This window comes from Tsukamurella pseudospumae (assembly GCF_001575205.1).
GTDB lineage: Bacteria > Actinomycetota > Actinomycetes > Mycobacteriales > Mycobacteriaceae > Tsukamurella > Tsukamurella pseudospumae.
Map to the genome: position 1 here is coordinate 1 of NZ_LSRE01000034.1, position 25,231 is coordinate 25,231.

At 72.0% G+C, this 25,231-nt stretch carries 26 protein-coding genes and 1 pseudogene; 16 read left to right on the top strand and 11 right to left on the bottom strand.

Going from position 1 to position 25,231, the window contains the following annotated elements:
- Positions 1 to 212: pseudogene (locus tag AXK61_RS25465) on the top strand (hypothetical protein); the annotation flags it as partial.
- Positions 213 to 234: 22 nt separating this feature from the next.
- Here the strand turns inward: AXK61_RS25465 and yaaA are convergent.
- Positions 235 to 981 (bottom strand): peroxide stress protein YaaA, encoded by a 747-nt coding sequence (gene yaaA, locus AXK61_RS16430; protein WP_068746484.1) that lies wholly within the window; start codon positions 979 to 981, stop codon positions 235 to 237.
- A gap of 25 nt (positions 982 to 1,006) precedes the next feature.
- Between yaaA and AXK61_RS16435 the strand changes: the two genes are divergently transcribed.
- Positions 1,007 to 2,764, top strand: a complete 1,758-nt coding sequence (locus AXK61_RS16435) for a proline--tRNA ligase (RefSeq protein ID WP_068570605.1) — start codon at positions 1,007 to 1,009, stop codon at positions 2,762 to 2,764.
- Positions 2,765 to 2,827: 63 nt separating this feature from the next.
- On the opposite strand, the gene AXK61_RS16440 is transcribed toward AXK61_RS16435, so the two are convergent.
- The 3 genes from AXK61_RS16440 to AXK61_RS16450 all read right to left on the bottom strand — a co-directional run bounded on the left by AXK61_RS16440 (position 2,828) and on the right by AXK61_RS16450 (position 4,569).
- Positions 2,828 to 3,565: a DUF4190 domain-containing protein gene (locus AXK61_RS16440; RefSeq protein WP_068746389.1), complete on the bottom strand. Its 738-nt coding sequence runs from the start codon at positions 3,563 to 3,565 to the stop codon at positions 2,828 to 2,830.
- Between the two features lie 63 nt (positions 3,566 to 3,628).
- Entirely contained in the window at positions 3,629 to 4,063 is a 435-nt protein-coding gene (locus AXK61_RS16445) for a ferritin-like domain-containing protein (protein WP_068746390.1), read from the bottom strand.
- The gene (locus AXK61_RS16450) at positions 4,060 to 4,569 is read right to left on the bottom strand and encodes a hypothetical protein (protein ID WP_139057825.1); all 510 of its coding nucleotides are present in this window, start codon (positions 4,567 to 4,569) and stop codon (positions 4,060 to 4,062) included. The genes AXK61_RS16445 and AXK61_RS16450 overlap by 4 nt, the downstream gene beginning before the upstream one ends.
- Positions 4,570 to 4,699: 130 nt before the next feature.
- Here AXK61_RS16450 and rimP point away from each other — a divergent pair, with 130 nt between their 5' ends.
- The 9 genes from rimP (at position 4,700) to AXK61_RS25095 (ending at position 13,317) form a co-directional block, all read left to right on the top strand.
- Positions 4,700 to 5,278, top strand: coding sequence for a ribosome maturation factor RimP (gene rimP, locus AXK61_RS16455; RefSeq protein WP_068746391.1), 579 nt, complete (start codon positions 4,700 to 4,702; stop codon positions 5,276 to 5,278).
- Between the two features lie 8 nt (positions 5,279 to 5,286).
- Positions 5,287 to 6,288 (top strand): transcription termination factor NusA, encoded by a 1,002-nt coding sequence (nusA, locus tag AXK61_RS16460; protein WP_068746392.1) that lies wholly within the window; start codon positions 5,287 to 5,289, stop codon positions 6,286 to 6,288.
- Entirely contained in the window at positions 6,285 to 6,530 is a 246-nt protein-coding gene (locus AXK61_RS25090; RefSeq protein WP_156485716.1) for a YlxR family protein, read from the top strand. Before nusA ends, AXK61_RS25090 begins: the two co-directional genes overlap by 4 nt.
- A gap of 199 nt (positions 6,531 to 6,729) precedes the next feature.
- Entirely contained in the window at positions 6,730 to 9,588 is a 2,859-nt protein-coding gene (gene infB, locus AXK61_RS24485) for a translation initiation factor IF-2 (RefSeq protein ID WP_156485717.1), read from the top strand.
- 74 nt (positions 9,589 to 9,662) lie between these two features.
- The gene (locus AXK61_RS16475) at positions 9,663 to 9,953 is read left to right on the top strand and encodes a DUF503 domain-containing protein (RefSeq protein WP_068746486.1); all 291 of its coding nucleotides are present in this window, start codon (positions 9,663 to 9,665) and stop codon (positions 9,951 to 9,953) included.
- Positions 9,954 to 10,090: 137 nt separating this feature from the next.
- Positions 10,091 to 10,555 carry a 30S ribosome-binding factor RbfA gene (gene rbfA / locus AXK61_RS16480; RefSeq protein WP_068570597.1) on the top strand — a complete coding sequence of 155 codons (465 nt, stop codon included), beginning with the start codon at positions 10,091 to 10,093 and terminating at the stop codon, positions 10,553 to 10,555.
- Positions 10,552 to 11,493, top strand: coding sequence for a DHH family phosphoesterase (locus AXK61_RS16485; protein ID WP_068570596.1), 942 nt, complete (start codon positions 10,552 to 10,554; stop codon positions 11,491 to 11,493). The genes rbfA and AXK61_RS16485 overlap by 4 nt, the downstream gene beginning before the upstream one ends.
- Complete coding sequence (locus tag AXK61_RS16490; RefSeq protein WP_068746393.1) at positions 11,490 to 12,830, top strand: MATE family efflux transporter; 1,341 nt, start codon at positions 11,490 to 11,492, stop codon at positions 12,828 to 12,830. Before AXK61_RS16485 ends, AXK61_RS16490 begins: the two co-directional genes overlap by 4 nt.
- Positions 12,831 to 12,870: 40 nt before the next feature.
- Entirely contained in the window at positions 12,871 to 13,317 is a 447-nt protein-coding gene (locus AXK61_RS25095) for a hypothetical protein (protein ID WP_068570594.1), read from the top strand.
- Between the two features lie 86 nt (positions 13,318 to 13,403).
- On the opposite strand, the gene fmdA is transcribed toward AXK61_RS25095, so the two are convergent.
- Positions 13,404 to 14,660: a formamidase gene (gene fmdA / locus AXK61_RS16500; protein ID WP_068746394.1), complete on the bottom strand. Its 1,257-nt coding sequence runs from the start codon at positions 14,658 to 14,660 to the stop codon at positions 13,404 to 13,406.
- Positions 14,661 to 14,698: 38 nt separating this feature from the next.
- Positions 14,699 to 14,983: an FmdB family zinc ribbon protein gene (locus AXK61_RS16505; protein ID WP_068570592.1), complete on the bottom strand. Its 285-nt coding sequence runs from the start codon at positions 14,981 to 14,983 to the stop codon at positions 14,699 to 14,701.
- 80 nt (positions 14,984 to 15,063) lie between these two features.
- Here AXK61_RS16505 and AXK61_RS16510 point away from each other — a divergent pair, with 80 nt between their 5' ends.
- Positions 15,064 to 15,480 carry an HNH endonuclease gene (locus AXK61_RS16510; protein ID WP_068570663.1) on the top strand — a complete coding sequence of 139 codons (417 nt, stop codon included), beginning with the start codon at positions 15,064 to 15,066 and terminating at the stop codon, positions 15,478 to 15,480.
- A 9-nt stretch (positions 15,481 to 15,489) separates the two neighbouring features.
- Here AXK61_RS16510 and AXK61_RS16515 read toward each other — a convergent pair whose 3' ends face one another.
- From AXK61_RS16515 to AXK61_RS16525, 3 genes are all read right to left on the bottom strand, one after another.
- Entirely contained in the window at positions 15,490 to 17,187 is a 1,698-nt protein-coding gene (locus AXK61_RS16515; protein WP_068746395.1) for a purine-cytosine permease family protein, read from the bottom strand.
- A gap of 95 nt (positions 17,188 to 17,282) precedes the next feature.
- A complete protein-coding gene (locus tag AXK61_RS16520; protein WP_068570590.1) occupies positions 17,283 to 18,092 on the bottom strand; it encodes an ion transporter in 810 nt (269 codons plus the stop codon).
- Positions 18,093 to 18,133: 41 nt separating this feature from the next.
- Entirely contained in the window at positions 18,134 to 19,075 is a 942-nt protein-coding gene (locus AXK61_RS16525; RefSeq protein ID WP_197466845.1) for an ABC transporter substrate-binding protein, read from the bottom strand.
- Positions 19,076 to 19,178: 103 nt separating this feature from the next.
- Here AXK61_RS16525 and AXK61_RS16530 point away from each other — a divergent pair, with 103 nt between their 5' ends.
- Genes AXK61_RS16530 through truB form a run of 3 tightly spaced genes read left to right on the top strand, consistent with a single transcriptional unit; the run spans position 19,179 to position 21,830 of the window.
- Positions 19,179 to 20,252, top strand: a complete 1,074-nt coding sequence (locus AXK61_RS16530; RefSeq protein WP_082789396.1) for a metallophosphoesterase family protein — start codon at positions 19,179 to 19,181, stop codon at positions 20,250 to 20,252.
- The gene (locus AXK61_RS16535) at positions 20,252 to 20,920 is read left to right on the top strand and encodes a 4'-phosphopantetheinyl transferase family protein (RefSeq protein ID WP_068570659.1); all 669 of its coding nucleotides are present in this window, start codon (positions 20,252 to 20,254) and stop codon (positions 20,918 to 20,920) included. Before AXK61_RS16530 ends, AXK61_RS16535 begins: the two co-directional genes overlap by 1 nt.
- A 1-nt stretch (position 20,921) precedes the next feature.
- Complete coding sequence (gene truB, locus AXK61_RS16540; protein WP_068746396.1) at positions 20,922 to 21,830, top strand: tRNA pseudouridine(55) synthase TruB; 909 nt, start codon at positions 20,922 to 20,924, stop codon at positions 21,828 to 21,830.
- A 7-nt stretch (positions 21,831 to 21,837) separates the two neighbouring features.
- Here the strand turns inward: truB and AXK61_RS16545 are convergent, their stop codons facing one another.
- On the bottom strand, positions 21,838 to 22,965 hold the full coding sequence (locus tag AXK61_RS16545; protein WP_068746397.1) for a GNAT family N-acetyltransferase: 1,128 nt from the start codon (positions 22,963 to 22,965) through the stop codon (positions 21,838 to 21,840).
- 9 nt (positions 22,966 to 22,974) lie between these two features.
- Complete coding sequence (locus tag AXK61_RS16550; RefSeq protein ID WP_068746398.1) at positions 22,975 to 24,087, bottom strand: citrate/2-methylcitrate synthase; 1,113 nt, start codon at positions 24,085 to 24,087, stop codon at positions 22,975 to 22,977.
- On the opposite strand from AXK61_RS16550, the gene AXK61_RS16555 reads away from it, so the two are divergent.
- The gene (locus tag AXK61_RS16555) at positions 24,086 to 25,216 is read left to right on the top strand and encodes a citrate synthase (RefSeq protein ID WP_231855581.1); all 1,131 of its coding nucleotides are present in this window, start codon (positions 24,086 to 24,088) and stop codon (positions 25,214 to 25,216) included. The two genes, AXK61_RS16550 and AXK61_RS16555, sit on opposite strands and share 2 nt — an antisense overlap.
- The last annotated feature ends 15 nt before the right edge of the window (positions 25,217 to 25,231 follow it).

A 25,231-nucleotide genomic window follows, 5' to 3' on the forward strand; every position in this document is an offset into this window, starting at 1 on the left:
CGCACTACCCGCCGAGCCGCCCGATCCCGCACGCCGCGCGTCCGATGCCGCGGCCCACGGGCCCGCAGCCCGTCCCGCCGCCCGCGCCGCAGCGCGAGTTCGCGCCGCAGACCGGCGGTCGGCACGCGCTGCCGGAGCCGGACGGCATGCACCACTCGGAGTCGCCGCAGGCCGACCGGGTTCGCGCCCGCCGCCATCGGCTCGACGACTGAGAGGCGACCCCGATACTCGGGGTCAGGCGGTCGTGACGATCGTGACCTCGGTGGGGGAGGACAGTTCGGCGCGCAGGCCGGCCTTCTCTGCCACCTTCACGACGGCGCGGGCGTCGCCGGGTTCGGCCCGGCTCACGACCAGTGCCCGGGCCAGCAGGCCCTTGTGGTGCTTGTTGAAGTGCGAGACCACGGCGCGGGAGCCGTCGGGCTTCTCGGTGACGACGGTGGCCGTCACCGCGCCGGGCACCTTCCCCAGCGCCGCGTAGCCGCCGGACCGCAGGTCCACGACGAGGCCGCGGTCCGCGGCGGCGAGCGCCTCGGCCAGCGCGGGTTTCCAGGCGGCGGCCAGCGTGCCCAGGCCGGGCAGCTTCGAGCCCGAGGAGAGCCGGTAGGCGGGGATCGGGTCCTCCGCGCCCACCGCCCCGAACAGCGCCGAGCCCACCGCCAGGCGGGCGTCCGCCTTCGCGCGCTGGGCCTTCGTCAGTCCGCGCACGTCCAGTGCGTCGTAGAGCACGCCCGTGTACTGCTCGATCGCCGGGCGCGTCGGCGCGGTGCGCAGGGCGCGGTTGCGCTCCAGCTCGTCGGTCTGGCCCTCCGACAGGCCCAGCGCGGCGCGGGCGGCACCGTCGTCCTGCGAGAGCGCGACGAGGGCGTCGAGAAGGCGCCCGCGGGTCGGTGTCAGCGACGGGAAGGTGAGCGTCTCGAGGTCGAGGGGCGCACCGGAACCGCCACCGGCCTTGGTTTCGGACGGGGGAAGCAGGATCAGCACACCGGACACACTAAGCTGTGGCGTCGTGATCACCCGATTCTCCCAGCTGTTCCTGCGCACGCTCCGCGACGACCCGGCTGACGCCGAGGTCCCCAGCCACAAGCTGCTCGTCCGCGCCGGCTACGTGCGCCGCATCGCCCCCGGCGTCTACTCGTGGCTGCCGCTGGGCCTGCGGGTGCTGCGCAACGTCGAGCAGGTCGTGCGCGAGGAGATGAACGCGATCGGCGGCCAGGAGATCCTGCTGCCCGCGCTGTTGCCGCGTGAGCCCTACGAGACCACCAACCGGTGGACCGAGTACGGCGACAGCCTGTTCCGACTGCAGGACCGCAAGGGCGCCGACATGATGCTCGGTCCGACCCACGAGGAGATCTTCGCCCTCACCGTGAAGGGCGAGTACAACTCGTACAAGGACCTGCCCGTCATCCTGTACCAGATCCAGACCAAGTACCGCGACGAGGAGCGGCCCCGCGCCGGCATCCTCCGCGGCCGCGAGTTCGTGATGAAGGACAGCTACAGCTTCGACACCACCGACGAGGGGCTGTCGGAGGCGTATGCGAAGCACCGCGCGGCGTACCAGCGGATCTTCGACCGGCTGATGGTCGAGCACGTCATCGTCTCCGCGACATCGGGTGCCATGGGCGGCAGCGCGTCGGAGGAGTTCCTCGCGGTGAGCCCCGTCGGTGAGGACACCTACGTGCACTCGACCGAGTCGGGCTACGCCGCGAACGTCGAGGCCGTCGTGACGCCCGCGCCGCCCGCGATCCCGCTCGACGGCCTGCCCGCCGCGCAGGTCTACGACACCCCGGACGCACCCACGATCGACTCGCTCGTGGCCTGGGCCAACGAGGGCGCCGACGGTGCCTCCGTCCTCGGCCGCGAGGTAGTCGCGGGGGACACGCTCAAGAACGTCATGGTCAAGACCCGCGCCCCGGGCGGCGACTGGGAGCTCCTCGGTGTCGGCGTCCCCGGCGACCGCGAGGTCGACGTCAAGCGCCTCGAGGCCTCGCTGGAGCCCACCGAGGTGGCGCTGCTCGAGGCCGAGGACTTCGCGAAGTACCCCTTCCTCGTCAAGGGTTACATCGGCCCGAAGGCGCTGCTCGCGAACGAGGTCCGCTACCTCGTCGACCCGCGTGTCGTCGACGGCACCGCCTGGATCACCGGCGCCGACGCGCAGGGGCAGCACGTGGTGAACCTCACCGCGGGTCGTGACTTCGTCGCCGACGGCACCATCGAGGCCGCCGAGGTCCGCGACGGCGACGCCTCGCCCGACGGCAAGGGCGTGCTGAAGTCCGCACGCGGCATCGAGATCGGCCACATCTTCCAGCTGGGCCGCAAGTACACCGACGCCTTCGAGGTCGACGTCCTCGGCGAGAACGGCAAGCCGGTGCGGCTGACCCAGGGTTCGTACGGCGTCGGCGTCTCGCGGCTGGTCGCCGTCATCGCCGAGCAGCGGCACGACGACAAGGGCCTGCGCTGGCCCAAGGGCATCGCCCCGTTCGACGTGCACGTCGTGATCGCGAACAAGGACGAGGGCGCCTGGTCCGGCGCGGAGGAGCTGGCGGGCGCGCTCGACGCCGCGGGCCTGCAGGTGCTGCTCGACGACCGCAAGGCCTCGCCCGGCATCAAGTTCAAGGACTCGGAGCTGCTGGGTGTCCCGACGGTGGTCGTGGTCGGTCGCGGCTGGGCCGACGGGGTCGTCGAGCTCCGCGACCGCCTCAGCGGCGAGGCCCGGGAGATCCCCGTCGCCGACGCCGCCGCGGAGATCACCGCCGCCGCGCGCTAGATCGTCACCAACAGCGAAGGCCCGCACCGGAAGTCGGTGCGGGCCTTCGCTGTTGTGCGCCGCTCAGCCGAGCAGGCCGAGCACGTAACCGGTGGACGAGGTGTCGGCGTTGATCCCGATGATGATCAGAATCAGGATGGCGAGGCAGACGAGGATGCCGATGCCACCCGTGATGATGCCGGCCAACGCCATGCCGTGCCCCTGCTGGCCGGTCACCTTGATCTTGTTCATCGCGATGATGCCCATGACCACGGCGGCGATGCCGGGAACGATGCCGATGCCCCAGGCGCAGAACATCGCGATCGAGACGATGCCGCAGACCATGGCCGCGATCGCGAGGCCGTTGGTCCCGGCGGTCGGCTGGCCGTAACCGGGCGCGGGGTAGCCGGGCAGGTTCTGGCCCGGGTACGCGGGGAACCCGGGCTGCTGCCCGAACTGCTGCTGGCCGTAGGCGTTCTGCCCGAACTGCGGCTCGCCGGGGTACACCGGCGGGGCGGCGTACGGGTCCGCGCTCGGCGCGGCGTAGGGGTTCGACGGTGCGGCGTAGGGATCGGCCGGCGCGCCGTAGGGGTTCGGGACCGCGTAGGGATCGGCGGGCGGGGCGTACGGGTTCGACGGTGCCGTGTACGGGTCCGGCAGGGCCGTCGGGTGCACCGTGGTCGCCGCGTCGGGATCGCCGCCGACGTCCGACGCGGTGTCGCGCTTGGTGAGGTCCGGGCTGGAGGAAGCCGGCTCAGCGGGACGGATCACCGTCGGATCGTAGGTCCCGTCGCCGGGCTGCTGCGGATCGTTGGACGTCATGCTGCGAGTGTAAAGGTCTCGCAATCCGCGGTGCCGCGGCCGAGCGCACCGTCGAACGGAACGCTACGTGCGGATCCCCGGGAACGGGGCGGTCACCGGCGCGACGCCGAGCGCGGCGCGCCATCGTGCGCCGCGCACGGCGGCGCCGCCGAGACCGGTGACGCCGAGGTGACGCACCCCGTCGCCGTCGCCGTGGGTGAGCACGCCGCGGTGGGCGGCCGCGCTGTCGTCCTCGGCGGCGGCCGCCACCTTCGCGGCGCTCACCGGGTCGGTCACGGGTTCCGGCGGGTTGTACGCGGCCGCGGCGACGGGCACCTCGACGCCGGCGGCGCTGAGCACGCGGGCCAGGGCGTCGCGCTGGGCGCGGTGCTCCGCCGCGTACGTGGCGATCTCGGCGCGGCGGGTGGGCGCGGCGAAGGCCTCGACCACGCCGTACAGGTACACCGCCGCGTGTTCCGACTTCAGTGCCGCGGCGACCGCCTCCTGTGCGGGCGTCATCCGAGCACCACCTCGGCATGCACGCGGGTGGCCGCGGCGACGGAGCCGAGCAGCGCGGCCTGATAGCCGGACGCGGCGACGGCGGCATCGCCCGCCTCCCGGGCCGACCGGGTCAGCTGCGCGCGCAGCGACTGCCGGGTCACCGGGGCGGGTGCGGCCGCGGTGGACGACGGTGCCGCGGTCACCGAGGTGGGGCGCTCCACGTAGCGGGAGAGCTCGTCGGCGAGGGCGTTGGCGTGCTGGCCCCGCTGGTCGGCGATGAGGCTCAGCTGGGGGCCGGCGGCACCGTCGAGCACGGCGAGTCCGCGTGCGAGGTCGGCGTCGGCCTGGGCCCGGGCGGCCGCCGCCTGCAGGCGCACGGCCTGCGGATCGTCGGCGCGGTCCTCCGGCGTGGTGCACCCGGCCAGGGCGGCACCGCCCACCAGGGCGCCACCGGTGACCAGCGCGGATGTCAGGGCGGTGCGCCGGTCGATGCCGCGGCGCGCGCGGTGGGGTTGGTCGATCACGGGCACGAGTCTATGGGGTCCGGCTTCCGACCGAAGGCGCGGCGGTCGGCCCGCGCGCCATGAGTACACTGGTCGCAGCGTTCGACACCGTGGGCGAGGTGCCCCGGGACAATTTCACAGGGAGGCGCGTATGGCATACGACGAAGCGGCGGTGAGAGCCGTCATCACGCCTCACCTGGAAGCGGCGGGCCTCGATCTCGAGCAGGTGAAGATCAACAACGCCGGCCCGAAGTCGTCCATCGCGGTGGTGGTCGACAGCGACGCCGGCCCCACGCTCGACGGCCTGGCCGAGGTCGCCCGGGCGCTGTCCGCGGCGGTCGACGAGGCGGACGAGGTCTTCGGCGGCCAGGCGTTCACCCTCGAGGTCACCACGCCGGGCGCGGAGCGCCCGCTCGCCGAGCCCCGCCACTGGCGCCGCGCCCGCGGCCGCCAGGCCGCGATCGAACTGCGCGACGGCACGACCCTGCTGGCGCGCGTCGGACCGCTCGCGGACGACGGGACCACGGTCACCGTCGTCCTGCCCGGGGCGAAGGGCGCCGCCCCGACGACCCGGGACCTCGACCTCGGGGACGTGGCCGCGGCCACCGTCCGGGTCGAGTTCCGCAGGCCCAACCCGCAAGAGATGGAGCTCTCGGGCATCACGCCCGGGCGCGTGGAGTCGGGCGCCGAGCCCGAGGATCTGACCGGCGACGACGCCGACGAGGAATGAGGACGTAGATGAACATCGACATGGCGACCCTGCGGGCGATCGAGGCGGAGAAGGACATCTCCGTCGACACCGTGATCGAGGCCATCCAGGTCGCGCTCCTCACCGCGTACAAGCACAGCGAGGGACACGAGCCGCACGCCCGGATCGACGTCGACCGGCGCACCGGCCAGGTGAAGGTGCTGGCGCAGGAGCTCGACGCCGACGGCAACATCATCACCGAGTGGGACGACACCCCCGAGGGCTTCGGCCGCATCGCCGCGGACTCGGCGCGCCAGCTGATCATGCAGCGCCTGCGGGACGCGGAGAACGACCGCACGTTCGGCGAGTTCGCGGTCTACGAGGGTGAGGTCGTCTCGGGCGTCGTGCAGGCGGACGCCCGCGCCGCGGCCCGCGGCTTCGTCGTGGTCCGAATCGGCAGCGAGCGCGAGGGCCACGAGGGCCTGCTGCCGCCGGCCGAGCAGGTGCCGGGGGAGAGCTACGACCACGGCGACCGGATGAAGTTCTACGTCGTCGGTGTCAGCCGCGGCCAGCGCGGCACCCAGATCACCCTCTCGCGGACGCACCCGAACCTGGTCAAGAAGCTGTTCGCGCTCGAGGTCCCGGAGATCGCCGACGGCAGCGTCGAGATCACGTCCGTCGCGCGGGAGGCCGGCCACCGGTCCAAGATCGCCGTCCGCACCTCCGTGCAGGGCCTCAACGCGAAGGGCGCGTGCATCGGCCCGATGGGCCAGCGCGTGCGCAACGTGATGAGCGATCTCGAGGGCGAGAAGATCGACATCATCTCCTACGACGACGATCCGGCCGTGTTCGTCGGCAACGCGCTCTCGCCGTCGTCCGTGGTGTCGGTCACAGTGGTCGATGCCAAGGAGAAGGCCGCCCGTGTCGTGGTGCCCGACTTCAAGCTGAGCCTCGCGATCGGCAAGGAGGGGCAGAACGCCCGCCTCGCCGCCCGCCTGACCGGCTGGCGCATCGACATCCGCTCCGACGCGGAGGGCAACGAGCCGCAGTGAGCGAACCGGTCCGGACCTGCATCGGGTGCCGGGGCCGGGCCTCCGCGGGAGAGTTGATCCGGGTCGTCGCGGTCTCCGGGCCCGACGGTCCGCCGCGCGTCGTCGTGGACGATCGGCACCGCCTTCCGGGGCGCGGAGCCTGGCTCCACGCCGACCCGCGGTGCCGCGAGTCGGCGCGGAAGAAGAACGCGTTCCGCCGGGCGCTGCGGATCTCCGGTGCGCTGGAGGAGTCCCTGGGGTGAAACGACTTGCCCCGACGCGCTACTATTGTGAGCGGTCTGAAGACGGTTGGTCTTTCCCAAGGCCCACCCACTCGGAGATGAAGGAATCGAGCTGAAGACATGAGCACACCGTGAAGCACCAGCGATGAACGGCAATCGGAGTAACTAACCGAGGTCGGCGGGACCATATATGCCCTCGACCTCACATTTGAGGAGAAGAGTGGCAGGCAAGGCCCGTGTGCACGAGTTGGCTAAGGAACTCGGTGTCACCAGCAAGGAAGTCCTCGCACGGCTCAGTGAGCAGGGCGAGTTCGTGAAGTCGGCGTCGTCGACGGTGGAAGCCCCCGTCGCGCGACGCCTGCGTGAGTCGTACGGACCCAAGTCCGACGGCGGCGCGAAGTCCGAGAGCGGCGCGAAGCCCGGTCCGGCGCGCAAGCCGGCCGCACCGGCCGCTCCCGCGACCACCGCGGCGAGCACCCCCGCAGCGTCGGAGCCCGCGGCCCGTCCGGCCGCTTCCGGCGCACGTCCGGGCCCCCGCCCGGCCGCCCCGGCGGCGCCCGAGCCCACCCCGGCTCCCGCTGCGCCGGCCGCTCCTGCCGCCCCCGCGGCGAGCGCGGCACCGTCGGCCCCCGAGGCTGCAGCGCCGTCGGCACCGTCGGCCCGCCCGGGCCCGCGTCCGGCCGGTCCGAAGCCCGGCCCGCGCACCCCGAAGGTCGGCAACAACCCGTTCTCCTCGCAGGCTCCCGTCGAGCGTGCGCCCCGCCCGCAGCCGGGTCCCGGTGGCCCGCGCCCGCAGGGCGGTCGTCCGGCTCCCGGCCAGGGTGGCCCGCGTCCGCAGGGCGGCGCCCGTCCGGCTCCCGGCCAGGGCGGTCCCCGTCCGCAGGGCGGCCGTCCGGCCGCCGGTCCCGGCGGTCCCCGTCCCACCCCGGGCAGCATGCCCCCGCGCCCGAACCCGGGTGCGATGCCCGCGCGCGCCGCGCGTCCGGCCGCACAGGGCCGTCCCGGCCCCGGTGGTCGTGGCGGGCCCGGCGGTCGTCCCGGTGGCGGTGGCGGCGGCTACCGCGGTGGGCCCGGCGGCGGTGCCGGTGGTGGCACCGGTGCACCCGCAGCGGGTGGTTTCCGCGGTCGTCCCGGCGGCGGCGGTCGTGGCCGTCCGGGTGGCACCGCGGGTGCCTTCGGTCGTCCCGGTGGCGCTCCGCGTCGTGGCCGTAAGTCGAAGCGCGCGAAACGCGCCGAGTACGAGAGCATGCAGGCGCCGATCGCCGGTGGCGTGCGTTTGCCCCGCGGCCAGGGCGAGACGATCCGTCTCGCCCGGGGCGCGTCCCTGAGCGACTTCGCCGAGAAGATCGACGCCAACCCGGCGTCGCTGGTCCAGGCGCTGTTCAACCTGGGCGAGATGGTCACCGCGACCCAGTCGGTGAACGAGGAGACCCTCGTCCTGCTGGGCGAGGAGATGAACTACGTCGTCCAGGTCGTCAGCCCCGAGGACGAGGACCGCGAGCTGCTCGACAGCTTCGACCTCACCTACGGAGAGGACGAGGGCGACGAGGACGATCTCGAGCAGCGTCCGCCGGTGGTCACCGTCATGGGCCACGTCGATCACGGTAAGACCCGACTGCTCGACACGATCCGCAAGGCCAACGTCCGCGAGGGCGAGGCCGGCGGCATCACGCAGCACATCGGTGCCTACCAGGTGCTCACCGAGCTCGAGGGCAACGAGCGCCTGATCACGTTCATCGACACCCCGGGTCACGAGGCGTTCACCGCCATGCGTGCCCGCGGTGCCAAGGCCACCGACCTCGCGATCCTCGTGGTCGCGGCCGACGACGGCGTCATGCCGCAGACGGTGGAGGCCATCAACCACGCGCAGGCGGCCGACGTGCCGATCGTCGTGGCGGTGAACAAGATCGACAAGGAGGGCGCGCAGCCGGAGAAGATCCGCGGCCAGCTCACCGAGTACGGCCTGGTCCCCGAGGAGTACGGCGGCGACACGATGTTCGTCGACATCTCCGCGAAGCAGGGCACGAACGTCGACACGCTGCTCGAAGCGGTGCTGCTGACGGCCGACGCCTCGCTGGACCTGCGGGCGAACCCCGACATGGACGCGCAGGGCGTGGCCATCGAGGCGCACCTCGACCGCGGTCGCGGCCCCGTGGCCACCGTGCTCATCCAGCGCGGCACCCTGCGGGTCGGCGACTCGATCGTGGCCGGCGATGCGTACGGTCGCGTCCGCCGCATGGTGGACGAGAACGGTGACGACATCACCGAGGCGTTCCCGTCGCGTCCGGTGCAGGTCATCGGCTTCACGTCGGTGCCCGGCGCAGGTGACAACCTGCTCGTCGTGGACGAGGACCGCATCGCCCGGCAGATCGCCGACCGGCGCGCGGCGCGCAAGCGCAACGCCCTCGCGGCGCGGTCGCGCAAGCGCGTCTCGCTGGAGGACCTGGACGCCGCGCTCAAGGAGACGAGCCAGCTCAACCTCATCCTCAAGGGCGACAACTCGGGCACCGTCGAGGCGCTCGAGGAGGCCCTGCTGGGCATCGAGATCGACGACGAGGTGCAGCTGCGCGTCATCGACCGCGGTGTCGGTGGCGTCACCGAGACCAACGTCAACCTGGCGTCCGCGTCGAACGCGATCATCATCGCCTTCAACGTGCGGGCCGAGGGCAAGGCCACCGAGCTCGCCAACCGCGAGGGCGTGGAGATCCGGTACTACTCGGTGATCTACCAGGCCATCGACGAGGTCGAGGCCGCGCTCAAGGGCATGCTCAAGCCGGTCTACGAGGAGAAGGAGCTCGGCCAGGCCGAGATCCGCGCGATCTTCAAGTCGTCCAAGGTGGGCAACATCGCGGGTTGCATGGTCCAGTCCGGCATCATGCGTCGCAACGCCAAGGCGCGGCTGCTGCGCGACTCGACGGTCGTGGCCGAGAACATCACGGTCACCTCGCTCAAGCGCGAGAAGGACGACGCGACCGAGGTCCGCGAGGGCTACGAATGCGGTCTCACGCTCTCGTACTCCGACATCAAGATCGGCGACGTGATCGAGACCTACGAGCTGGTCGAGAAGGCCCGCGATTAGTCAGGGGTCACCGCCCGGGTGCCGATGCGCCCGGGCGGTGGCTCCCCAAGCCCCTGGGCCGGGTGGCCCGCACGATGTTCATAGGAGCTCTGGAATTCGATCTCCTGCTGGGTGACGTCCATTCGCTCAAGCAGAAGCGATCCGTCATCAGGCCCGTCCTCGCCGAGCTGCGGAGGTTCTCCGTCAGCGCCGCCGAGGTGGGCGAACAGGACCTGCACCGCCGGGCGACGCTCGGCGTCGGCGTGGTCGGCCCCGACCACGCGCACGTCGTCGAGATCCTCGATCGATGCGAGCGGACCGTCGCCGCGCATCCCGAGACCCAACTGCTCTCGGTGCGCCGCAGGCTGTTCGGCCCGGAGGACTAGCGGGACTTGAGCGAGGTCGGCGCAGGACACATGTCCTTCGCCGCCGACCGGGATATGCTCGCTGTCCACCGATCGTTCGCGGCGCGCGAGGTGTCGTCGATCGATCGTCAGAGGTTTTTCAAGGGAGGGAAGAGGCCATGGCCGACCCGGCACGGGCAGCTCGGCTCGCCAAGCGGATCGGCACGATCGTCGCGACGGCGATCGAGCACGACATCAAGGATCCGCGTCTGGACCACGTGACCGTCACCGATACGCGGGTGACGAACGACCTGCACGACGCGACGGTGTTCTACACCGTGATGGGGCCGACGCTCGACGTCGAGCCGGACTACGAGGCCGCCGCAGCGGGCCTGGAGAAGGCCCGGGGCCAGCTCCGCAGCAAGGTCGGCGCGGGCACGGGTGTGCGGTTCACGCCCACGCTCCGGTTCGAGCTCGACGGGGTGCCCGCCGCGGTCGCGAACATGGAGGCGCTGCTGGCGAAGGCCCGCGAGCAGGACGAGCGGGTCGCCGCCGTGGCGGCCACCGCGCAGCCGGCGGGCGACGCCGATCCGTACAAGCACGACGAGGACCCGGACGACGAACCGGGCGAGGACCCGCGGTGACCGACGCCCTCGCGGCCGTCGCGGCCGCGCTCGACGGTGCGCCCCGCGTGGCGGTGTACTGCCACGTGCGGCCCGACGCCGACACGCTCGGCTCCGGCCTGGCACTGGCTCGGGTGCTCCGTGCCCGCGGCGCCGAGGTGTCGGTGAGCCATCCCGGCCCGGACCTGCCGTCCGGCATCGACGGTCTGGCGGGCGCCGACGGTTTCTCGGCCCCGATCGATGCCGAGGTCGCGGTCGCCGTCGACTGCGCCAGTGCCGAGCGGCTCGCCGGACTGGAGGACTCGTTCCGGGCGCACCCGGTACGGGTGGTGATCGACCACCACGCCACGAACGGCGGGTTCGGCACCGTCGACCTGATCGACGCGGCGGCCAACAGCACCACGGAACTGGTGCTGGCGGTGATCGACGCGCTGGGCGCCGAGCTCGACGCGGAGACCGCGGACTGCCTGTACGCCGGTCTGGTCACCGACACCGGCTCGTTCCGCTGGGCCTCGCCCGCGGGGCACCGGATGGCGGCCCGGCTGCTCGACGCGGGCGCGCACGGCCGTGAGCTCACGCGGGAGCTGCTCGACAGCCATCCCCGCGCCTGGTTCCCCATGGTCGCCGCGGTACTCGGTTCCGCGACGGCCGTGCCGGAGGCCTTCGGCGGCCGCGGCGCGGTCTACGCCGTGTGCCGCGCCGTCGATCGCGGGCCGCTCGGCTGGGACGCCGCGGAGTCGCTCATCGACCTGCTCCGCACGGCGGACGACTGCGAGGTCGCCGCGCTGTTCAAGGAGAGCGACGGCGGCGAGTGGTCGGCGTCGCTGCGGGCCCGTACGGACGTGGACGTCTCGGCGCTCGCGCGCGGCTTCGGCGGCGGCGGGCATCGGCTCGCGGCGGGCTACTCGGCCATCGGCACCGCCGAGGACGTGGTGGCCGCCTTCCTCGCCCGCACATGACGGAGGCCGTCGCCGCCGTACCGTCCGGTCTCGGTAGGCGGATCGTCGGACAGGCGCTGCCCGCCCTCGGCGTCCTCGCCGCCGAACCCCTGTATCTGTTGTGGGACACGGCGATCATCGGTCGGCTGGGCGCGCTCCCGCTGGCCGGCCTCGCCGTGGGCGGGCTCATCCTGGCGACGGTCTCGACGCAGCTGACCTTCCTCTCGTACGGCACCACCTCGCGCTCGGCGCGCCGCTTCGGCGCGGGGGATGCCGACGGTGCCGTCACAGAGGGCGTGCAGGCAACCTGGCTCGCGCTCGCGGTCGGCGGTGTCCTCCTGTCCCTGGTGCAGATCTTCGCGGGGCCGGTGACGCGGGCCCTCGCCGGTCGCGACGAGATCGCCGTCGCCGCGGAGTCGTGGGTGCGGGTGGCCTCCTTCGGCATCCCGCTCATCCTGGTCACGATGGCCGGCAACGGCTGGTTGCGCGGCGTGCAGCGGCCCCGGGCCCCGCTCGTGTTCGTGCTGGCGGGCCTGGGCCTGTCGACGGTGCTGTGCCCCGTGCTCGTGCACGGCTGGCTCGGCGCGCCGGAACTCGGCCTGGTCGGCTCGGCGTGGGCGAACCTCGCCGGGCAGGTCGTCAGCGGCCTGCTCTTCCTGGGTGCGGTGATCCGTGCGGCACCGGCGGGCGGACTCCGGCTCCGGCCCGCCCTGGTGCGGGCGCAGCTCGTGCTGGGCCGCGACCTGATCGTGCGCAGCCTGTCCTTCCAGATCTGCTTCATCTCCGCCGGTGCGGTGGCGGCCCGCGCGGGCGCGCAGTTCGTGGGGGCGCACCAGATCGCGATGCAGCTGTGGAACTTCGTGGCCCTCGTCCTCGACTCGCTCGCGATCGCCGCGCAGACGCTGGTGGGCGCTGCGCTGGGCGCGGGGAACACCGCCGCGGCCAGGTCGCTGGGCCACCGGGTGACGGCCTGGTCGACGGCCTTCGCCGCCGCCATCGCCGCGGCGCTGGCGGGCCTGGCCGGCATCCTGCCGCACGCGTTCACCTCCGACGCGCAGGTACTCGACGCGCTGACGGTGCCGTGGTGGTTCCTGGTGGGGATGGTGCCGATCGCCGGGGTCGTGTTCGCGCTCGACGGTGTGCTGCTCGGAGCCTCCGACGCGGCGTACCTCCGTACCGCGACCATGTTCTCGGCGCTGGTCGGGTTCCTGCCGCTGATCTGGCTCTCCTACGCCTTCGGCTGGGGGCTCACGGGTATCTGGTCGGGCCTGGCGGCGTTCATGGTGCTGCGCTGCGCCGCGGTCGTGCTGCGATTCCTGGGGAGCCGGTGGGAGCGGGTTGGGACCGCTCCGGCGTGACGGCTTGCATTGCGCGGCCGAATACGATCGGATGTTGCATATGGCATTCACTGTGATTACGCGCACGTCCGCGTTCCGCCGGATCCTGGCCGGCACCGCCGTCGTCGCCGGGCTCGGGGCGATGGTGGCATGTGCACCGTCCGATTCGGGTTCGGTGCCCTCGTTCACCGTGAACCCGAGCGCGGGCTCGGGCCCGTCGTCGGCACCCTCGTCCGCGCCGTCCGCGAGCGCCTCGTCGTCGGCCGCCGCGACCACCACGACCGCGCCCGGCCAGGCGGGCACGCCGGAGCAGCCCTACGTCGCCCCGTACACGCCGGAGACCACCACCACCACCACGAACCCCGCGTACGGCACGACGGCGGACACCACCGCCCCGCAGACGACGCAGCCCTACCCGACCACCGTCGTGATCCCGCCGGGCATCGACGTGCCGCCGGGCGTGCCGCGCACCATCACCATCCCGCCGAACCTGCCCTTCCCGCGCTGACCGAGCCCTCTGCACGACCCGGCCCCGGGACCCGGTGACGGAGATCCGTCGCCGCGTCCCGGGGCCGAGATGTCGGTCGGGGCCGGTCAGCGTGACGCGCGCGGCGCACCCTGACCGGGATCGATCTGCACCGGCCCGTCCTTGCCGGGCGTCACGTCGAAGTCGAAGATCGACGTCGGGATGTACACGGTGGCACACGAGTTCGGGATGTCGACGACGCCCGAGAGGCGGCCCTCGATCGGCGCGGCGCCGAGCAGCAGGTACGCCTGCTCGGGGCTGTAGCCGAACTTCGTGAGGTAGTCGATCGCGTGCAGGCAGGCCCGCTGGTAGGCGAGGTGGCTGTCCAGGTAGCGCTGCTCGTCGTCGAGGGTGACCGAGGTGCCCGAGAAGGCGAGGAACTGCTCGTACCGCGGGCCCACGTCGCCGCCGGGCAGGAAGATCGCGTTCTCGCTGACGCCGTAGGTGTCCATGCCGCCGGAGATGATGTCGACGTGCAGGTCGATGAAACCGCCCATCTCGATCGCGCCGCAGAAGGTGATCTCGCCGTCGCCCTGGCTGAAGTGCAGATCGCCCACGGACAGGTTCGCGCCGTCCACGAACACCGGGTAGAACACGCGGGTGCCGCGGGTGAGGTTCTTGATGTCCTGGTTGCCGCCGTTCTCGCGCGGCGGGGCGGTGCGGGCGCCCTCGGCGGCGACCGCGGCGAAGGCCTCGCCCGTCAGGGTGCCGAGGATCGCGGAGTCCGGTTCGGGCGGGAGCGCCAGCGGCGGCACGCGATCCGGATCGGTCGCGATGAGCGCGGCCTCGCGGGCGTTCCACCGCGCGAGCAGGTCCTTCGACGGTGCCGTGCCCATCAGGCCCGGGTGGATGATGCCGGTGAAGCTCACGTGCGGCACGTGCCGCGACGTGGCGGTGTGGCCGGTGAAGTCCCAGACCGCCTTGTAGGCGTCGGGGAACTGGTCGGTGAGGAAGCCGCCGCCGTTCTCCTTGGCGAATATGCCCGTGTAGCCCCAGCCCTGGCCGGCCAGCGGGCCGCTGTCCTCCTGCGGGATCGGGCCCACGTCCACGATGTCGACGATGAGCAGGTCACCCGGCTTCGCGCCCTCGACAGCGATCGGCCCCGACAGCGTGTGCACGGAGGTCAGCGGCGCGTTGAGGATGTCCTCCGCCGAATCGTCGTTGTGGATCGCACCGTCGAACCACTCCCGGCAGTGCACCCGGAAGGTGTCGCCCGGCTTGACGGTGACGGCCGGCGGGATGGCGTAGTGCCACCGGTTGTGGCCGATCTTCTCCTGATCGGTGAACTTCTTGCTGGAGTCGAGCGGAAAGACGACTTCGGGCATGGAACTGGCCTTTCTTCTACGGTGGACGATCGGGGGATTCAGGGGCGGGGGAGACCCGCGTGCCGGGGGTTCGACGGTGCGCCGCCCCCGCCTCCGCGCGTCCGCCCGGTCGGGGCGGAGACGACGGCCGGCTTCTCGGCGGTGGCCTTGGTGGCGTCGAGCAGCTTCATCGCCCCGGACGCGCCGCTGCCCAACCGGGGCGCGGTGATCCCGCGACGCGCCGGGGACCCGCAGCGACACGGCGTCGCCTCGGGGACGTCGCGCATGCTGAAGACGGCGTCGAAGGGTCCGCAACTGCTGCAGCGGAATTCGTAGGTGGGCATGACTGGACCGTATTCCTTTCGTCCGGTTCCCGGGCGGAAACTACCGAATCGGTATCGTTTTCGGTGGGTAACGTGTGCCCGTGCCCCCGAAGTCGACTGCGCCGCGCGCGCAGACCCGCAAGGCCCGGGTCGCCCGCCGCCGCGCGCGTCGGGTGGCCGCCGCCGACAACGACCTCACCGTGCCCGAGTGGGACGAACTGGTCGCCCTGTGGGGCGCGTGCGCGTACTGCGGCGGGGCGGGCCCGTTCCAGAAGGACTGCGTCCTGCCGATCTCGCGGGGCGGCCGTTACACGCAGACCAACGTGGTGCCGGCGTGCCGCTCGTGCAACGCCAGCAAGTGCAACTCCGAGGTCACGGGGTGGATGCGCCGCAAGAAGCTCGATGAACGGGCCTTCCTGCAGGGGCACGCCGAGATCCTGATGCACCTGCGGGAGCGGAACGCGGACGACGGTGCGCCGGCCCCGGAGGGCGGCGCACCGTCGGATCCGGTGGGGTGAGGGGCGCGCTCAGCGCACCGGCGGGTCCGCGGGCAGGACGTGCGCGCCGGACCTGTCCGTCGAGAGTGCCAGCGAACTGATGTACTGCTTCTCGCCCTCGGGGCCGGGCACCGCGGAGGCCACCATGTCGGGCCGCTCGAACTCGACGCCGGTCACGCAGCACAGGAGCTTCTCGCCCGACGGGTTGCCGTACTCGTCGAACATCGGCAGGTCGATGCCGTCGTCGGAGCGGCGCAGGTAGTACCTGCCGCGGGTGGCGAGGGCGAGCACCGGCGGCAGCACCAGCGCGAGGACCAGGGCGACCAGCGGCGAGTAGGGCTGCAGGCCCGAGCCGAGGAGCCCGAAGAACGCGGCGATGGACAGGCCCGCCGCGACGATCACCGAGACGAAACCGACGGGGTTGACGTCGTAGAGCATGCCGCGGCGGAACTCCGGGACCTTCGGCGAGATCTTCAGGAAGTACTTGTTGATCGCGATGTCACTGGCCACCGCCACGATCCACGCGATGCCGCAGTTGGCGTAGAAGTTCAGCAGGTTGTTGAGGAAGCTGAACATGTCGGCCTCCATCAGGACGATCGCGATGACGACGTTGAACACGAGGAACACCAGGCGGCCCGGGTAGGTCTTCGTGACGCGGGTGAAGCTGTTGGTCCACGCCAGCGAGCCCGAATAGGCGTTGGTCACGTTGATCTTGATCTGGCTGATCACCACGAGGATCACGGCGAGCGTGAGCGCGAGCCAGTGCGGCAGGAAGTCCTGGTAGATCTCCACGAACTGGTGCACGGGCTGGTTGGCGATGCCGGCGTTGTCGATCGTGATCCCGATCAGGTAGACGGCCAAGAAGAGGCCGACGATCTGCTTGACGGCGCCGAAGAAGACCCAGCCGGGGCCCGCGGTGATCACGGCGGTCCACCAGCGGCGCGAGTTCTCGGGCGTCTTGGGCGGCATGAACCGCAGGTAGTCGATCTGCTCGGCGATCTGGGCGATGAGCGACAGGCACACGCCTGCGGCGAGCATGGTGCCGGCGAAGCTGACGCCCTTGTGCAGGGGCTCCCCGGTGGCGGTGTCGATGCCGCCGAAGGCGAAGAAGTCGCCGATCGCCTCGGGGTGCTTCAGCAGCAGGTAGCCGAAGGGCAGCACCATCATCACGAGCCACAGCGGGGTGGTCCACACCTGCAGCTTGGCGAGTGTGTTCATGCCGTAGACGACCAGCGGGATGATCAGCACGGACGAGAGCAGGTAGCCCAGCCACAGCGGGATGCCCAGGCCGAGCTGGAGCCCCTGCGCCATGATCGATCCCTCGAGCGCGAAGAAGATGAACGTGAAGGACGCGAAGATCACGTTCGTCAGGACCGAGCCGTAGTAGCCGAAGCCGCTGCCGCGCGTGATGAGGTCGAGGTCGATGTTGTACCGGGCGGCGTAGTAGGCGAGCGGATATCCGGTCAGCACGATGACCAGCGCGAAGAAGCCGATGCCCCAGAGCGCGTTGCCGGTGCCGTTCGCGATGCCGATGTTCGCGCCGATCGCGAAGTCGGCGAGGTAGGCGATGCCGCCGAGCGCCGAGGTGGCGACCACTGCGGGGCCCCACTTGCGGTAGCTGCGGGGCGCGAACCGCAGGGTGTAGTCCTCGAGCGTCTCGCGGGAGGCGCTGTCGCGGAGCGGGGTCGACGGTGCGGTCGTCGCCTCCGGGGGTTGCAGTGCGGTCACGAAAGATCCCTTCCGGCCCGGCCGTGCGGCGCGGGGTTGGAAGGAATCGTGCTGGGGAGGCGTTGGGCGGCGGTGTCCGAGCCGTAACGGGTCGGTTACGGGACCGGGTGCGGTGTGACGGCCGTGTTGCCCGCCTTCGTCCGTGCCGCCGCGTCCTCCTTGCGCTTGACGGAATCCCGGATCTGGTCGATGTTCTCGCGCAGCATGTCGGAGACCAGCTCGTCGGTGCGCTCATCGGCGAGCACCTGCAACACCATGCGGAACGAGGTGTCCACGATGAGCTGGATGATCTCGTCGTGGAAGGGGATGTATTTGACCGCCTTGGTCTGCGGATCGTTCTTGACCATCTCCTGGATCATCCCGCTCATCTCGGGCCGGTTCTCCTCGAGTGCCAGGGCGATGTTCTTGGTGTAGTGGCCGGTCCTGAGAACCTCGGTCACCTCGTCGAGCACGGCGACGGTGATCGGCCGTTTCACCGCGTCCACCACGGCGTCGGTCGCGCGCCCCACGACGACCGCGGTGATCCGGTCGCCGTAGGCGCGGTCGATCGCGGTGGCGAGCCGCGCGATCACCAGGACGAGGCGGAGGAACTTGAAGGCGGACGGCAGCGCCATCGTGACCACGAACGCGGGCACCATTCCGAGCAGCTCGTACCAGTTGAGCAGCAGGAACCTGCGTGACCAGTGCGCCGCGCGCCAGCGGGCCAGGAACTCCAGGAAGAAGATCAGGCAGATCCCGGCGTCGATCCACAGCGCGGTGATGTAGAGCCCGCGCGGCAGGTGCACGAAGGTCATCACCGTGATCAGGACGAGCGAGACGATCGCCAGGGCGATCATCGCCCAGTCCATCCAGTCGACGGGACGGCGGCGGCCGGTGGTGGCCGCGGGGGCAGTGGGCTCAGTCATCGTCCTTGAGACTACTGAGCCGCGGCCGCATCGCCCCGGATTCAGCCCTTCGGCTTCACCAGGCGCTGGACGTCGTCGATGATCCGCCCCGCGCCGATCACGCCGATGCCGACCATCCAGGTCTCGTCGTCCACGGCGAAGGCGCGCCCGGCGGCGACGGCGGGCAGCGCGCCCCAGCGGTCGGTCACGGACTGCTGCGTGGCGGTCGAGTTGGCGCCGGGCGTGTGGAAGACGTAGTCGCCGTTGATCTCGCCGAAGTGCTCCAGGGAGGGCTCGATCATCGAGTACTCGCTCCACGGCTTCGACGGGATGGTGAAGCCCATCGCGGTGATCACGCTGCCCGAGAACGTGCCGGGCCCGTAGATCCGGAAGGTGCCGTTGGCGCGCCACCGCACGATCGAGACCGACGTGCCGGCGGCTCCGACCTTCCGGCCCACCTCGGCGGCCCTGGCGTCCAGTTGCGCGAGTTGCTCGGTCATCTGCGCGGAGCGGTTCACCGACAGTGCGGTGATGTTCGCCTGCTCCTTCCAGTTGGTGCCCGTGTCCACCGAGTACACCGTCGGGGCGATGGCGGAGAGCTGCTGGTAGAGCTTGGCGTGCCGGACCTTCGATCCGATGATGAGATCGGGCTTGAGCTTCGCGATCTCCTCGATGTCGGGGCTGGCGATCAGGCCCACGTTCGCGGTGCCGTCGAGCTTGTCGCGCAGGTAACCGGGGAAGCCCTCGTTCGCGGCGGCGACCGCCGCGCCGACCGGCTTGATGCCGAGCGCGACCAGGGCGTCCGTGTGCGGCGAGTCGATGACGACGATGCGTTGCGGGTTCGCGGGCACCGTCGTCTCGCCCATGGCGTGCCGGACGACCCGGGTGTCCGCGGCCGAGCTGTCGGTGTCGCCCGACCCGCAGGCCGCGAGCGTGGCGGCGGTGGCCACGGCGAGGGTGGCGGCGAGGAAGCGGCGGCGGTTCGGGGGCGGTGCGATGGTCATGGCGGTAGACGCTAGCAGGTTCGGTTAGGGTTACCTGTCCTAAGGTTCGCCGTGTTCGCGACGGGCGAGATCGGCGACCGTGCCCGACCGGTAGCGTGGAGGGGTGGCGAACCTCTGGGCGATCAGTGACCTGCACGTGGGGCACCGGGGGAACGAGGGCGTCGTCGACAAGATCTGGCCCACGTCCCCGGACGACTGGCTGATCCTGGCCGGCGACGTCTGCGAGCGCACCGACCAGCTCGACGAGGTGCTCACGGCCCTGGCGCCGCGGTTCGAGAAGATCATCTGGGTCCCGGGCAACCACGAGCTGTACACCACCTCCAAGGACCCGATGCAGGTTTTCGGCGAGGCCCGCTACGACCACCTGGTGGAGATCTGCCGGCACCACGGCGTGCTCACGCCCGAGGACCCGTTCCCGGTGTTCGAGGATCCCGACGCGGGCCCGGTCACCGTCGTCCCCATGTTCCTGCTCTACGACTACACCTTCCGCGACGAGGGTCTCACCACGCTGCAGGCGCTGGCCCGTGCGAAGGAGAAGAGCGTCGTCGCCACCGACGAGTTCCTGCTCTCACCCGAGCCCTATGCGACCCGTGACGCGTGGTGCCGGGCGCGACTGGAGTACACGCGCCGTCGGCTCGCCGCGCTGCCGGCCGGCACCCGGACGGTGCTGGTGAACCACTGGCCGCTGCGCCGCGAGCCCACCGAGGTGCTGTTCTACCCGGACTTCGCGCTGTGGTGCGGCACCGTCGAAACGGCGGACTGGCACCGGACCTACAACGCCGAGGCGGCCGTGTACGGGCACCTGCACATTCCCCGTACCACCTGGTACGACGGCGTCCGGTTCGAGGAGGTCTCGGTGGGCTACCCGCGGGAGTGGCAGGAGCGCGGCCTGCCCGAGCCGCTGCTGCGGCGGATCCTCCCGGCGCCGGCGTACACGGAGGAGTCGTTGGGACACTACGGCGTCCACTTCGAGGTGGACCCGAAGTACCGGGACGATCCGGAGCGGTTCGCCGCGGAACGCGCTGCCGCGCAGGAGCGGCTGAGCGACCGCCGGGTGGCGGCGCGGGAGCGGATCGCCGAGCGTCGAGCGGCGCGGGAATCCGGTGCCGGACCCGGACGGGGCGGCGGCCCCGGGGATTCCGGCCGCGCCGCTCGCGAGAAGGAGTCGGAGAAGTGATCCTGCAGTCCATGCTCCCGCGCGGACTCGTCGCGCGGGAGGCGCATGGCGATGTCGACGCGCAGCTGCACCCGCGCGAGGCGGCGCAGATCGCGCGGGCCGTGCCCAAGCGGCAGGCGGAGTACGCGACGGTGCGCCACCTCGCTCGGGAGGCGCTGGGGGAGTTGGGCATCGACGACGCCGTGCTCGTCAAGGGCGAGGGCGGCGGGGTGGACTGGCCGCGCAACGTGGTGGGCGCGCTCACGCACTGTGACGGCTACCGCGGCGCGGTGGTCGGCTACCGGATGGGGGTGCGCACCGTCGGCATCGATGCCGAGCCGCACCTTCCCCTGCCGGACAAGGTGCTGCCCACCGTCTCGGTGGAGTCCGAGCGGGAGGTGCTCGCCGCCCGCGACGCGGACGGCCTGCACTGGGACCGGCTCCTGTTCTGCGCGAAGGAGGCCACCTACAAGGCGTGGAATCCGATCACGGGCCGCTGGCTCGGCTTCGAGGACGCGGAGATCACCTTCGGCCTCGAGTCGCGCACGGACGATTCCGCCGAGGGCACGTTCCGCTCCCGCATCCTCATCGACGGCAGGACCACCGACGGCGGCCCACCGGTCGCGTCCTTCGACGGCCGGTGGCGGATCACCGACGGCCTCATCGTGACCTCGATCGCGGAGGTGTGAGATGACCGTTCCCCACCGGGGTTTCCTCGAGCCCGACGGTGCCGGGCTGATCATCGTCGACAAGCCCGCCGGACTGACCAGCCACGACGTGGTCGCCCGCTGCCGCCGAGCCATGAGTACCCGCAAAGTCGGTCACGCCGGCACCCTCGACCCGATGGCCACCGGCGTGCTCGTCATCGGGATCGAGCGCGCCACGAAGCTGCTGGGCCACCTCGCCCTGACGACGAAGGCGTACTCGGCCACCGTCCGGCTCGGCGCCTCGACGACGACCGACGACGCCGAGGGCGAGATCACCGGGGGCGCCTCCGCCGCAGGGCTTTCCGACGACGCCGTCCGCGCCGCCACGCTCCCCCTGACGGGTGCGATCGAACAGGTCCCGTCGACGGTGAGCGCCATCAAGGTCGACGGTAAGCGCGCCCACCAGCTGGTCCGCGAGGGCGCCGAGGTCCAGCTCAAGGCGCGCCCGGTCACCGTCGACGAGTTCGCGGCGCACGCCTTCCGGCGCGAGGGCGAGTACCTCGACCTCGACGTGACCGTGGAGTGCTCGTCGGGCACGTACGTCCGGGCGCTCGCCCGGGACCTCGGCGCGGCGCTCGGCGTGGGCGGGCACCTGACGGCCCTGCGCCGCACGCGGGTAGGGCCGTACGGACTCGACCACGCGATCACGCTCGACGACCTCTTCGAGGCTCCGCGCCTGTCGTACGGCATCGACGAGGCGATCGCCACGGGATTCACCACCCGTGAGGTGACCGCGGAGCAGGCCGTCGACCTGTCGCTCGGCCGTTGGCTGGATCCGGTGGGGATCCCGGGCGTCTACGCGGCGGCCACCCCGGACGGCCGCGTCGTCGCCCTCCTGCAGGAGAACGGCAAGCGCGCGAGCTCGGTCTTCGTGGTGCGACCGTCGGCCTGAGCGGCACTCACCGCTCCAGGACGAGGGTCCAGCTCTCCCGGGGCGTGGATTCGTCACCGCGGGTCGGCAGGGTCGCGCCCTCGGACGCGAAGCCCAGCGCGGCCAGGTCCGCGGCGGCGCCCGCATGGCGGTCCGCCAGCGCGATCGTGAGCCGCCGGGTCTGCTGGCCCTCCGCAGCGGCCCGGCAGGCGGCGACGACGGCCGTGGTCGCGCCGTCGACGTCCACATCGCGGTCCAGGCGATCGATGATCTCGGTCGTCGAGCTGCCGCCGTCGACGTGAACGTTGATCGCGCCGATGGGCCGACCGTCGACGGTGACGGTGTGCTCGCCGGCACGGGTGGGGAGGAAGCCGATGTCGTGGCCTCCGACGGCGCGGGCGGCGCCGAACGTCGTGTCCGCAGCCGGGGTGGCGCGGGCGGCGCGCGCCCGGGCGCGCAGCCGGCGGACCCCGTGCCGGGCCAGCCCGAGGGCCGCGCCGAGTGACGGCCGGTCCGCGGGCCGAGGCGGCAGCGGCTCGGCGCCGATCGAGGCGAGGACCGCGGCCAGTTCGGCACGCGCCGCATCGGTGTTGTGCCGGACGTGGATCGAGTGATCGGTCGGTGTGCCGTCGTACTCGCGGAGCCCGCGGAGTGTCTGCAGGTACGTGAAGCCGATCGATTCGGCGAGGTCGATCGGTGGTCGGTTGTGCACGGCCATCGGTGCGACGACGAACGGCAGGTCGGGATGGGCGGTGAACACGTCGAGGAGGCACGCGGCGGTGAAGAACGCAGTGACCTCGAACGACTGCGGCAGTCCCGCGACCCATGTCGACGCCTCGGCGTGCCCGGTGCGGGGATCCCGGCCCGCCCACACCTGGTAGCCGACCACCCGGTCCTCGGCGCCGTCCTCGACGGTGAGCACGCGCGCTGAGCGAACGTCGGGGTCGTGGGTCGCCGCCCACCAGGTCTCCGCCCAGGCGGCGAGGGAGTGCTCCGCATCCCAGTCCGTGTCCGGGCTGCCGAACGCCGGCCGCAGGCGCTTCTCGTGCTCGAGGTTGGTACGGCGCCACGATTCCGCGTCCGAAAGGCGAGGCGCGCGGAACTCGACGACGTGCTGCCCGATGCGGTAGCGGCCGACGTTCGACTGTGTGGTCACCGCATGATGCTACTGCAAAAGGTCGCCGACGTAGCGGGCCGAGGGGCGGATGATCTTGCCCTGACGGACCTGCTCGAGGACGTTCGCCGTCCAGCCCACGACCCGGGCGACGCCGAAGGTCGGCGTGAACATCGACGGCGGCAGTCCCACCTCGCTCATCACCACGCCCGCGTAGTACTCGACGTTGGCGTAGAGCCGCCGGCCCGGCTTGAGCTCGTTGATCGCCGCCTCGATCTCCGATTCCACCGCGAGCGCCTGCCGGACCAGCGGCGAGTCGTACCGCCGTGCGACGCCCTTGAGCAGTTCGGACCGCGGGTCGTGCGTGCGGTACACGGCGTGCCCGAAGCCCATGATCTTCTCGTCGCGGGAGATCTTGCCGCGCACCCATTCCCGAGTGTTCGCCGGGTCGCCGATCTCGTCGAGGGCGGCCAGTGCCCGGCTGGGAGCGCCACCGTGCAGCGGCCCGAGGAACGCGCCCAGGGCGCCGAGCAGGCACGACGCCATGTCCGACCCGGTGGACGCGATCACCCTGCCCGCGAAGGTCGAGGCGTTGAAGCCGTGGTCGATGGTGGCCACGAGGTAGGTCTGCAGCGCCGCGGCGTCGTCGCTGTCGGTGTTCCCCGTGGCCATGCGGAGGTAGTCGGCGGCGTGGCCCGCGTCCGGATCGGCCTCGACGGGTTCCTCGCCCCGGGTCAGACGGTGTGCCGCCGCCAGGATCGTCGGCGTCACCGCGGCGGATCGCAGCGCCGCTGCGGTCCGTTCGTCCTCCGGCAGGTCCATGAGGGGACGGTCGCCGAGGCCCTGGGCGGCGAGGGCCACGCGCAGCGCGTGCATGGGCTCGGTCCCGGGCCGGACGGTCGCCCGCAGCAGGTCGACGGTGCCGCCGTCGAGCGCCCGGAGCGCGCCCACCTGCCGGCGGAAGGTCGCCGCCGCTGCAGGCCCGGGGAGCGAGCCGAACAGCATGAGGTGCCACGCGTCCTCGAAGCCGACGGTCGCCGCGAGGCGCGCGGCGTCGTGGCCGCGGTAGTGGAAGTAGCCCTCCTCGCCTCGGACATCGCCGAGTTCGGTGTCGGTCACGATGACGTTCTTGAGCCCCGCCGGGGCGATGAGCGGTGTGGTCATGAGCCGAGTGTGGGCGATGTTGATCAACATCCGCAATGTTGATTGGATCAAGGTCGTGGACAGATGGATCACTACCTCCGAGGCGGCGGAACGGCTGGGCGTCAAGCGCGGGACGCTGTACGCGTACGTCAGTCGGGGAGTGCTGCATTCGCGGCGCATGCCGGGGCAGGCCGAGTCGCTGTTCGACCGCACCCAGGTGGACTCGCTGGCCGCCGGCAAGCACGACGGCCGGCGCGAGGCCGACCGCCTCCTGCGGTTCCGGGCCGTGACCACCCGGGTCTCGGCGCTCCGCGGGGATTCGCTACGCCTGCGCGGCCGCCCGATCGCGCAGGTGTGCGCGGAGATGGACTTCGCCGCGGCGGCGCGCTTCACCCTCGAGGTCGACGGTGCCGCGCCCCCGCCGCGGGTCGACCTCGGCCCGGCGCGGGGCGTGGCGCTCGAGCGCCGGATCCCGCTGGCGGTAGCGCTGCTCGCGGCGTGGGATCCGTTGCGCGCGGACCGGTCCGCGGTCGCGGAACGCACGCTGGGCCTGCTGCCGGTCCTCGCCGATCTCGTGCCCGAGGTGCGCCTGGAGCATCCGTGGGTGCAGGCCCAGGCGACGTGCCTCATCGACAACGGGCTCGCGGCGTCGACCACGGCCGCGCGGGTCGCGGCCTCGGCCCGGGCGGGGCTCTACGACGCGCTGCTCGCCGGGTACGGCGCGATGGCCGGCGTGCTGCACGGCGGGGCTCCCGCCGCTGCGTACGCCATGCTCGGGCGGATGCTCGAGGGCGGGGATGCGGACGCGGCGATCGCGGACGCGTCGTGGGGCGGCCACCTCGCCGGCTTCGGGCACATCGTGTACACGAGTGAGGACCCGCGGGCCACCGTCGTTCTCGACCTCCTGCGCGCCGACCGGCCGGACGCGCCCGCCCTGCAGGCGGTCGCGGAGCTCGCGGATCGGGTCGGGCGTGCGGTGAACATCGACCTCGCCGGCGCCGCGGTCGCGCACGAACTCGGCCTGCCGGCCCGCTCGACGGAGGTGCTGTTCCAGTACGGGCGCACCGTCGGGATGGCGGCGCACATCGCCGAGGAGTACGAGGAGGCGCCGCTGCGCTGGCGCGGCGCGAACAGTGGCGGCGTGCGGTGAGGGCTGTGGTTCACT